This window comes from Dyella sp., from assembly GCF_035508675.1.
Classification (GTDB): Bacteria; Pseudomonadota; Gammaproteobacteria; order Xanthomonadales; family Rhodanobacteraceae; genus Dyella_B.
This window is the reverse complement of record NZ_DATJMN010000395.1, coordinates 1-10,325: the sequence shown is the minus strand read 5'-3', so window position 1 is coordinate 10,325 and position 10,325 is coordinate 1. Positions and strand designations below refer to the sequence as shown.

At 63.0% G+C, this 10,325-nt stretch carries 7 protein-coding genes; 4 read left to right on the top strand and 3 right to left on the bottom strand.

Features of this window, described 5'->3' with window-relative positions; translation table 11 throughout:
* Nucleotides 1-274: 274 nt before the first annotated feature.
* A complete protein-coding gene (locus VMA74_RS21085; RefSeq protein WP_325370605.1) occupies nucleotides 275-769 on the bottom strand; it encodes a DUF2165 domain-containing protein in 495 nt (164 codons plus the stop codon).
* A gap of 232 nt (nucleotides 770-1,001) precedes the next feature.
* Between VMA74_RS21085 and VMA74_RS21080 the strand changes: the two genes are divergently transcribed.
* Complete coding sequence (locus VMA74_RS21080) at nucleotides 1,002-3,290, top strand: NADP-dependent malic enzyme (RefSeq protein WP_325370603.1); 2,289 nt, start codon at nucleotides 1,002-1,004, stop codon at nucleotides 3,288-3,290.
* Nucleotides 3,291-3,643: 353 nt separating this feature from the next.
* Entirely contained in the window at nucleotides 3,644-6,337 is a 2,694-nt protein-coding gene (gene aceE / locus VMA74_RS21075; protein ID WP_325370601.1) for a pyruvate dehydrogenase (acetyl-transferring), homodimeric type, read from the top strand.
* A gap of 104 nt (nucleotides 6,338-6,441) precedes the next feature.
* Here aceE and VMA74_RS21070 read toward each other — a convergent pair whose 3' ends face one another.
* Nucleotides 6,442-6,759 carry a hypothetical protein gene (locus VMA74_RS21070; protein WP_325370599.1) on the bottom strand — a complete coding sequence of 106 codons (318 nt, stop codon included), beginning with the start codon at nucleotides 6,757-6,759 and terminating at the stop codon, nucleotides 6,442-6,444.
* A gap of 160 nt (nucleotides 6,760-6,919) precedes the next feature.
* Nucleotides 6,920-8,164, bottom strand: a complete 1,245-nt coding sequence (locus VMA74_RS21065) for an MFS transporter (protein WP_325370597.1) — start codon at nucleotides 8,162-8,164, stop codon at nucleotides 6,920-6,922.
* A 95-nt stretch (nucleotides 8,165-8,259) separates the two neighbouring features.
* Here VMA74_RS21065 and VMA74_RS21060 point away from each other — a divergent pair, with 95 nt between their 5' ends.
* Both VMA74_RS21060 and VMA74_RS21055 read left to right on the top strand, forming a co-directional pair.
* A complete protein-coding gene (locus VMA74_RS21060) occupies nucleotides 8,260-9,132 on the top strand; it encodes a LytTR family DNA-binding domain-containing protein (RefSeq protein WP_325370595.1) in 873 nt (290 codons plus the stop codon).
* 60 nt (nucleotides 9,133-9,192) lie between these two features.
* Complete coding sequence (locus tag VMA74_RS21055; RefSeq protein ID WP_325370593.1) at nucleotides 9,193-9,933, top strand: hypothetical protein; 741 nt, start codon at nucleotides 9,193-9,195, stop codon at nucleotides 9,931-9,933.
* The last annotated feature ends 392 nt before the right edge of the window (nucleotides 9,934-10,325 follow it).

Sequence of the window (10,325 nt, the reverse complement as noted above, 5' to 3'; positions counted from 1 at the left end):
CGCACATCACCTATAACGAAGACAACGCCGAGAACGGCCACGGCGTGATGACCATCGGCCGCGCCGAACTCTATTTCATCTTTGAAGCGATCAACGCGAAGCTTGACGAGGTGTTGGAGAAGTTAGGCGATGAGAATTGGCCCGGCACTGGCAGCCAACGATGGCAGTAGTGATGACGATTCGCTCTGCCATAACACTGGGGAAAACGTGGGCACTTTTTGCAGGCATAGCAAGCAAAAAAGCCGGGGATACTTCAGGGTCTATAGCCGTTCATTCATGCCAGATCGCGATCCGGCTGATTGACGAAGATCAGCACGCCCAGGATCGCCATGTAAAAGCGGAAGGCACCTTCCTGCCCGTTCCACGTCTTCGATTGCCACATGGCAAACCACTCGCCGCCAACGACCATGAAGCCGAAGAACCACACCAGGAAGCCCATCACGCATCCGGCGGTGACCAGGCTCTTTGCATCGTTGAAGCTGGCGCCGTGCTGACGGCGCGCCCGCCATAGAACAACAACCCCGCTGAGCAATAGCAGGCAGGTAACGCCTTCGGCCGCAATGATCAGCCAATAGCTCACTTGCCACATGACGGGACTGATGATGGCTCGGCCCATCAACGCATTGCCGGGAAAGGTCGTGTCCATCGACAGCACGTGCTGCACGAACAGATAGTTGGAGTCGTAGTCGACGATGTTGTCGAACGTCACGATGAAAGCGAACGCCGCCAGCACGAGCGGCAAGATGATTTTGGCCAGGCGTGTGGTCATGGACGTCGCTGCAGTGTGGACATGACAGCGAGTATCCGAGGCCGCTGCCGTCGAAGGCAATGTTTTTGTGCCGCATTGCATCAAGAACAGGCTGGCATGGACGGCTGCGCAAAACGTGCGCTGTTTACTACCTTTTGACTACTCCACGTACCCGGTAGTGGTCGTTGCCGGGTGCTACCATTCCAGGCATGCCGCCGTGCGGCTCCCTGTCCCTCTTGCGTTGAATCATCCAATGGCTCATTCCGACGACTTCCGCCAAGCCGCCCTCGAGTATCACCGCCTGCCGCGCCCCGGCAAGATCAAGGTCACACCGACCACGCCGCTGCTCACACAGCGTGATCTGTCGCTGGCGTATTCGCCGGGCGTGGCTTATGCCTGTGAGGCGATCGTCGAGAATCCGCAGAACGCCAGCCAGTACACCGCACGTTCCAACCTGGTGGCGGTGATCACCAACGGCACAGCCGTGCTCGGCCTGGGCGACATCGGCCCGCTGGCCGGCAAGCCGGTGATGGAAGGCAAGGGCGTGCTGTTCCAGAAGTTCGCCGGCATCGACGTGTTCGACATCGAACTCAACGAGCGCGATCCGGACAAGCTGGTCGACATCATCGCCGCCATGGAGCCCACCTTCGGCGGCATCAACCTGGAAGACATCAAGGCGCCGGAATGCTTCATCGTCGAGCGCAAGCTGCGCGAACGAATGAAGATTCCGGTGTTCCACGACGACCAGCATGGCACCGCCATCATCGTCGGGGCGGCGGTGACCAATGCGCTGAAGATCGTCGGCAAGCACATCGAGGACGTGAGGATCGCCACCACCGGCGCCGGCGCCGCGGGCATCGCCTGCCTGGACATGCTGGTGGCCCTGGGCGCGAAACCGGAGCACATCACCGCGTTCGACCGCGAGGGCGTGCTGTATATCGGGCGTGACCACATGGACCCGGACAAGCAGCGTTATGCGCGCGATACCACGGCGCGCACGCTGGCGGAGATCGTGCAAGGCGCCGATATCTTCCTGGGTTTGTCGGCCGGCGGCATCTTGAAACCGGAGATGGTCGCGAGCATGGCCAAGCAGCCGATCATCCTAGCGCTGGCCAATCCCAATCCGGAAATCCTGCCGGAGGATGCCAAGCAGGTGCGTCCGGATTGCATCATCGCCACCGGCCGCTCGGACTACCCGAACCAAGTCAACAACGCCCTGTGCTTCCCGTACATCTTCCGCGGCGCGCTGGATGTCGGCGCCACCGGCATCAATGAAGCCATGAAACTGGCGTGCGTGCGCGCGATCGCCGCGCTGGCGCAGATGGAGGCCGGTGATCTTGCCGGCGCCTACGGCGGTGAAGCGCCGACATTTGGCGCCGAGTACCTGATCCCGCGTCCGTTCGATCCGCGCCTGCTGGTGATGCTGGCGCCTGCCGTTGCGCAAGCGGCGATGGATTCCGGCGTGGCCACGCGGCCGATCGAGGATATGGAGGCCTACCTCGAGAAGCTCAGCCAATTCATCTATCGCACCGGCCTGATCATGAAGCCGGTGTACGAGCGCGCGCGCGCCGATCGCAAGCGCGTGGTGTATGCCGAGGGCGAAGAGGAAACCGTACTGCGCGCGGTGCAGACGGTGATCGATGAGAAGCTCGCCTATCCGATCTTGATCGGTCGCCCGGATGTGATCGAAACGCGCATCGAGCGCCTGGGTTTGCGGATGCGCACCGGCGTCGATTTCGAACTCACCAATATCAACGATGATCCGCGCTTCAACGACTATTGGCAGCAATATCACGCGCTGACCGAACGCCGCGGTGTGACGCCGGCGGCGGCCAAGAACCTGATGCGTTCGCGTCCCACGCTGATCGCCTCGATGATGGTCAAGCGCGGCGAAGCCGACGCGCTGATCTGCGGCCTGGTCGGGCGCTACCACAAGAAGCTCGGCTACATTCGCAGCGTGTTCGGCCTCGATCCCGGCGTGCAGTGCACCTCGGCGATGACCGCCGTGATCAACGACAAGGGCACCTGGTTCTTTCTCGATACCCACGTGCAATGCGACCCGCCTGCCGAGCAGATCGCCGATGCGACGCTGCAGGCCAGCTATCGCCTTAAGCTGTTTGGTGTCGAACCGAAGGTGGCGCTGCTGTCGCACTCCAACTACGGCAGTCACGAGAACGCCAGTGCGGTGAAGATGCGCGAGGTATGGAAGATCCTGCGCGAGCGTGCACCGGATCTGGAGATGGATGGCGAAATGCAGGGCGACACGGCGTGGGACGAGGAAATCCGCCGCCGGATGTTCCCCAATACCACGCTGAACGGGCGTGCCAACCTGTTCGTGATGCCCAATCTCGACGCCGCCAACATCGCTTACAACATGGTGCGCGTGATGACCGACGGCGTGGCGGTCGGCCCGATCCTGATGGGCGTGGACAAGCCTGCTCACATCCTTACACCCACCTCGACGGTGCGGCGCGTGGTGAACATGACGGCGATTGCCGTGGTCGATGCGCAGATTCGCGCGGCGCAAAGCGAGCGAAGCTGATGTTTGCTGCGGGTCCTCGTAGGTTGGTAGTGAGGCGCAGCCGAACTCCAACGGCGGGATGTGCATGGCGACGTTGGGGTTTACCCCGGATCAGATCCGGGGCGCACTGCTAACCTGTGCTCGATGGTGCGCTGCCACAAACCCTTCGCATACGTATGTATGGTCCGACAATTGGCGCGACTGCCACGCCAAGGCTAGAATCGAGCGGTTAGCTCGTCCTGCGGCGAACATGCCACGCGGTCCCTCCTGTTCCGTGCCGGCCCGGCTGCCGGATCGATGCCTGCCTCGGCTTCGTCGCTTCCCCGCGACGCACACCCACCGCAAGGCGGCGCACGGCGCCGCGGAGACGTTTCATGGATCAGCTCGACGACATTCTCCATCAGGACCTCGACCCCACCGAAACCCAGGAATGGGTCGAATCGCTCAGCGCCGTCATCGATCGCGAAGGCACCGAACGCGCACACTTCCTGCTGGAGCGGCTGGTCGACTCGACGCGTCGTTCGGGTGGCTATTTGCCGTTCGATCCCACCACCGAATACGTCAACACCATCCCGCCACATCTGGAAGCGAAGATGTCCGGCGATGCCGCGATGGAGTGGCGCATCCGCACGTTGATCCGCTGGAATGCCATGGCGACCGTGGTGCGCGCCAACCGCAAGCCAGGTGAACTGGGCGGCCATATCGCCAGCTTCGCCTCGTCGGCCACGCTTTATGACGTCGGCTTCAACCACTTCTGGCGTGCGCCGAGCGCCGATCATCCCGGCGACCTGGTGTTCCACCAGGGCCACTCCAGCCCCGGCATCTATGCGCGCTCCTTCCTCGAAGGCCGCATCAGCGAGGAGCAGCTCGACCTGTTCCGCATGGAAGTGCTTGGGGCTGGCCGCGGCCTGTCCTCGTACCCGCACCCGTGGCTGATGCCCGATTACTGGCAGGTGCCCACGGTGTCGATGGGCCTGGGCCCGATCCAGGCGATCTACCAGGCGCAGTTCTGGAAGTACCTGGAAAACCGCGGCCTGATGCCGAAGACCGACCGCAAGATCTGGTGCTTCATGGGCGACGGCGAATGCGACGAGCCCGAATCGCTCGGCGCCATTTCGCTGGCCGGCCGCGAAGGCCTGGACAACCTCGTCTTCGTCATCAACTGCAACCTGCAGCGTCTGGACGGTCCGGTGCGCGGCAACGGCAAGATCATCCAGGAACTGGAAGGCGTGTTCCGCGGCGCCGGCTGGAACGCCATCAAGGTGATCTGGGGCAGCTACTGGGATCCGCTCCTGGCACGCGACAAGAACGGCGTGCTGCGCAAGCTGATGATGGAAACCATCGACGGCGAATACCAGGCGTGCAAGGCTTTCGGCGGCGCGTATACGCGCGAGCATTTCTTCGGCAAGTATCCGGAGACGCGCGAGATGGTCGCCAACCTCAGCGACGACGACATCTGGCGCTTGAACCGCGGCGGCCACGATCCGCACAAGGTGTACGCGGCCTATCACGCGGCGGTCAACACCAAGGGCATGCCCACCGTGATCCTCGCCAAGACGGTGAAGGGCTACGGCATGGGCGCGGCTGGCGAATCGCAGAACCCCACGCACCAGCAGAAAAAGCTGGACGACGAGGCCGTGCGCCACTTCCGCGATCGCTTCAATATCCCGGTGCCGGACGCCAAGCTGGCCGAGGTGCCGTATTACCACCCCGGCAAGGATTCGCCGGAAGTGCAGTACATGCTAGAGCGTCGCAAGGCGCTCGGCGGTTCGCTGCCGCAGCGTCGCCGCCATAGCGACGTGAAACTCACGGCGCCGGAACTCTCCGCTTTTGAGCAGATCACCAAGGGCACCGGCGATCGCGAAATCTCCACCACCATGGCGCTGGTGCGCGGCATGAACCTGCTGTTGCGCGACAAGGCCATCGGCCCGCGCGTGGTGCCGATCGTTGCCGACGAAGCGCGCACCTTCGGCATGGAAGGGATGTTCCGCCAGATCGGCATCTACGCGCCGTTCGGCCAGAAGTATCGCCCGCAGGACGCCGACCAACTGCTGTACTACCGCGAAGACCAGAAAGGCCAGGTGCTGCAGGAAGGCATCTCCGAGGCCGGCGGCATGGCCGCCTGGATGGCGGCGGCCACCAGCTACAGCATCAGCAACCAGCCGATGCTGCCGTTCTTCATCTACTACTCGATGTTCGGCTTCCAGCGCATCGGCGACCTGGCCTGGGCAGCCGGCGACATGCGTTCGCGCGGCTTCCTGATCGGCGGCACCGCCGGCCGCACCACCCTCAACGGCGAAGGCCTGCAGCACGAAGACGGCCACTCGCACCTGTTGGCCGGCTCCATTCCCAACGTGCGCGCGTACGACCCGACCTTCTCGTATGAAGTGGCGGTGATCCTGCAGGACGGCACGCGCCGCATGCTGCAGGAGCAGGAGGATGTGTACTACTACCTCACCGTGATGAACGAGAACTACGCCCACCCCGATCTGCCGCAAGGCGTCGAGGAAGGCATCATCAAGGGTATGTACCTGTTCAAGGATGCCGGCAAGCCGAAGAAGGGCGAGCCGCGGGTGCAGTTGCTCGGCTCGGGCACCATCCTGCGCGAAGTGATCGCGGCAGCCGAATTGCTGGAGAAGGATTTCGGCGTCAGCGCCGACATCTGGTCCGTGCCCAGCTTCATCGAAGTGCGCCGCGACGGCTTCGATGCCGAGCGCTGGAATCGCCTGCATCCGGAAGCCGAACAGCGCGTGCCGTATGTCACCGGCTTGCTGCAGGGCCGCCAGGGTCCGGCGATCGCAGCCACCGACTACGTGCGCGAATACGCCGACCAGATCCGCGCCTTCATGCCGGACGGCATGCGTTACACGGTGCTGGGTACGGATGGCTTCGGCCGCTCGGATACGCGCGAGCACCTGCGTGGCTTCTTCGAAGTGGATCGCTACTGGATCGCCCATGCCGCGTTGGCGGCGTTGGCGAAGGATGGCAAGGTCAACGCCAAGGACGTGGCGCGTGCGATCCGCGAGTACAAGCTCGATCCGGACAAGCCCAATCCGCTGACGGTTTGATGGATGTCATGTTCCGCAAGCAAAAAGCCCGCCGGAAGGCGGGCTTTTTGTTGATGGTTATCAACATGCACCCGTTGCGAGGCAACCGGGCATGTGCCGGCGAATCAGTCGTCGTCGCTGCTGCGCAATGCGCGAAACAGCAGGGCCAGGGCGCCCACGGTGCCGACCACGATAGCGGCGGTGGCCACCGGATGCCGCCCCGCATGGCGACGCAGGCGGCGGTACTGGTAGTTGGCCTCGTCGGCAAGATCCTCGGCCTTGCGTGCCACGCGCCGACGGGCGTCACCACTGCTGAGCTTGCTGACCGCGCGGCGGCCGCGGGAAAGCAAGCTATCAGCGGTATCGGCGGCACCGTCTGCATACTCGCGCACACGGTTGCCAAGGTGGTCGAGTCGGCGTTCGATGTCGGCTTGCCTGCTCATGGCGATCTTCCTTTTATGGTTCGGGTGGGGTTATTGAACTTGCCAGCGTTCACGTGAGTGGGACGTTAACCGATTGTAGGCGTGCAGCCCTTGATCTGGCTCACTTTTGCAGGCTTTTGATATCAGGGTTGGGGTAGCGATAGGCCAGCGGCGCGAAGATTCACGCCGACGAGGCTTCCCTATGCAACCGCTGCCGGCGTCGCAGGGTTGGGAACAGCGCCATCCACAGCCCGACCACGACCAGCGTGCCAATACCGCCGACCACGGCCGATCCGACGGCGCCCAGCCAGGCGGCCACCATGCCGGATTCGAACTCGCCCAACTGGTTGGACGTGTTGATGAAAATCGCATTCACCGCGCTGACCCGTCCGCGCATGGCATCGGGCGTATCCAGCTGCACCAGCGAGCCGCGAATCACCATGCTCACCATGTCGAACGCGCCAAGTGCGAACAAGGCCAGCAGTGACAGCCACAGCAGCTTGGACAACGCGAACACCAGCGTTGCCGCGCCGAAGCCGGCCACGGATGCGAACATGATCTTGCCCACGTTGCGCTCCATGCTCCGGTGCGCCAGCCAGAACGACATCAGCAGGGCGCCCACGGCGGGTGCGGCACGCAGCAAGCCTAGGCCCCATGGTCCGGTGTGCAGGATGTCCTTGGCGAAAATCGGCAGCAACGCGGTCGCGCCGCCCAGCAGCACGGCGAACAGATCCAACGAAATCACGCCGAGCACATCCTTGCGTTCGCGGATGAAATGCACGCCGGCGAAGAGCGTCTTGAGCGTGGCCGGTTCGCGTTTCGGCGGCGCGTGTTCGTAGCGCAGCTGCGACACCATGACGGTGGATACCAGGTACAACACCGCCGCCACGGCGTACACCACGCCGGGACCGGCGACGTACAGCAAGCCGCCAAGCGCCGGCCCCATGATCATCGCCGCTTGCATCGCCGAGCCGTTCACCGCCATCGCACGCGGCAGCAGGGCCGGCGGCACCAGGGCCGGCACCATGGATTGCATCGACGGCGATTCGAACGCCTTGGCCGTGCTGATGACGAAGATCAGCAGCAGGATGCCCGCCTCGTTGATGGCGTGCAGCAGGGTCAGTGCGGTCAACAGCACGATGGCGATCCACTCCACGATCTGGCCGAGCAGCACGATGCGCCGCCGGTCGAACTGATCGGCCAGATGGCCCGCCGGCAATGCCAGCAATACCGATGGAAAGAACTGCACCAGGCCGATCAGCCCGAGATCGAACGCGCGGCCGGTGATCGCGTAGATTTGCCAGCCCACCGCCACGGAAAGCATCTGGAAGCCGAAGCTGGAGGCGGTGCGGGCGCACCAGAAGGCGATATAGGCGTGGTGGTTGAACAGGGAGTCGGCCGAACCTGGCGCGGGCTTGGATGACATGCGGGGTCCTTGTCTGGAAGCGGCATTATCGGAGGCCGCGGCAATCCCGCAAAGCGATACGTCGTTCATGCCCTTGTTCCAGCGATAATCCACCTATGGGGACCCACCACGGTTTTACCTTCGATAGCTTCCAGCGCTGGCGACGATCCTTCGAGATCGCCTTCTGGCCGCTGTTCTTCGCCGTCAATATCGTGCTCAACGCCATGGACTCGGTGATGGACCACCCGGATTTTCCGCGCTGGCAGCCGTGGACATGGGAGGCCAGCAGCGGGCTCGTGATGATGGCGCTGATCCCCGCGCTGGTTTGGACCTCGCGGCGCTGGCCGATCCGCTTCGAAACCTGGTACAGGAATCTGCCCAGGCACCTGGGCTATAGCGTGATCTTCAGCGTGCTGCACGTGGCCGGCATGGTGGCGCTGCGCAAGCTCGTGTATGCCGTGGTCGGCCAGCATTACGTCGTGGGCCGCTGGCTGCCGGATTTCCGCTACGAATACCTCAAGGACATCCGCTCGTATTTCTGGATTCTGGTGTGCATCGGTTTGTATCGGCTCTGGGTGGTGCGCTTCCAGGGCGAGGCGAGCCTTCTGGCGGCGCCCGACGTAGGGCCGCCGGTGGAACCGGTCGAACAACCTGAGCGCTTCCTGGTGCGCAAGCTCGGCAAGGAATTCCTGCTTTGCGCGCGCGAGATCGAGTCGCTGCAGGCCGCCGGCAATTATGTCAACCTGCGCGTGCGCGGCCGCGACTACCCCTTGCGCGCCACCATGGCCGGGATCGAAGCGCGGCTGGATGCGCAACGTTTCGTGCGCGTGCACCGCAGCTACGTGATCAACCTCGACTTCCTGGCCGAAATCGAGCCGCTGGATACGGGCGATGCGCGTCTGTTGATGCGTGATGGCACGACCATTCCATGCAGCCGGCGTTATCGTGCGGCGTTGCGGGAACGGTTTGGCCAGTCCGCAACGGCGTAGGTTGCATCCTGCCGGGCGCTCGTTTCAAGCTAGGCACCTCTCTTCGCTGGAATTGCCACGATGACTCGTTTGCCGCTTCGCCACGTTCTTATTGCGACCACCGCCTGTAGCTGGCTGCTGCTTGCCGCCTGTTCGCAGCAGGATCAAAACACCCCGTCGCCGCAGGAGGCCGCCAAGGCCCAGGCGCAGCAGATGGCCGCGGAGGCGAACCGGCAACTGCAGACCTATCAGCAGGCCATGCAGCAGAAGAATGACGAATTGGCTGCGGGGATCGGCGAGGCGATCGTGCAGCAGTTCCCGGCCAGCGACGCCGCCAAGCAGGTCCAGCAGACCTTGCCTGAGGTAGAGCAGCGCGCCAAGGCATCCGCCGAAAAACGCCGATTGGCTGCGCTATGGAGCTATCAGGTCGGCCCGATGGAAGGGGGCACCCAGTCCACCGCCAGCATCTACAGCACGCGCCCGAGCGGCGATCACGCGATACGGCTGGTGCTGCGCCGTCATACCAAATGGGGCGAGAGCGTGTTCCTGTTCGGTACCGGACACGGCTTCGCATGCAAAGGCAATTGCATGATCCCGGCCCAGTTCGACGACAAGTCGCACCCCATCAGTGCCTTCCTGCCGACGACCGGCAACGAGCCGGCGATCTTCATCCGCGACGACAAGCCGTTCATCGTCGCCATGGAAAAAGCCAAGCGCATCACCATGACGGTCACCACGCACGATGGCGATAAGCAGGAAGTGCTCTTTGAAGTGGGCGGCTTCGACCCCTCCAAGTGGCAGCCGGTGAGCAACAAGAAGTAAGAGTTACTCTTTCGGTGGTGAGCGTATGCCAACCCCAACGTCGCCATGCACATGGATCGCGATGTTGGGGTTCGCTGCGCTCACCGCCAACCTACGAGGGATCGCGCCGTGAGCTTAAGTTCGAAGCATTGCGGCAGCGCCGGCGTCACCAAAAGTCAGATGAAGCGTGGCTACTTCTGGCCTGTCAGTGGCGATCGTCATCTACAGCTAAGGGTCGGGTGATTAGGCAGGAATGTCGTTGAGTCGCCGTTTACAGAGCGGATGCCCGCTTAGTTAGCAAAGAAGATCAGCCCTTTCCCTTCGGGTTCCCGTCGAAATGTTGGGGGAACTCCGCTTCCTACTGGTTTTTCACCAAGGTCGGATCTTGTTGCCATGCCAGGTATAAAGGTTTT

Coding starts and splice junctions, on each gene's coding strand:
- VMA74_RS21085 (WP_325370605.1), bottom strand. CDS start 769: ATGACCACACGCCTGGCCAAAATCATCTTGCCGCTCGTGCTGGCGGCG.
- VMA74_RS21080 (WP_325370603.1), top strand. CDS start 1,002: ATGGCTCATTCCGACGACTTCCGCCAAGCCGCCCTCGAGTATCACCGC.
- aceE (WP_325370601.1), top strand. CDS start 3,644: ATGGATCAGCTCGACGACATTCTCCATCAGGACCTCGACCCCACCGAA.
- VMA74_RS21070 (WP_325370599.1), bottom strand. CDS start 6,759: ATGAGCAGGCAAGCCGACATCGAACGCCGACTCGACCACCTTGGCAAC.
- VMA74_RS21065 (WP_325370597.1), bottom strand. CDS start 8,164: ATGTCATCCAAGCCCGCGCCAGGTTCGGCCGACTCCCTGTTCAACCAC.
- VMA74_RS21060 (WP_325370595.1), top strand. CDS start 8,260: ATGGGGACCCACCACGGTTTTACCTTCGATAGCTTCCAGCGCTGGCGA.
- VMA74_RS21055 (WP_325370593.1), top strand. CDS start 9,193: ATGACTCGTTTGCCGCTTCGCCACGTTCTTATTGCGACCACCGCCTGT.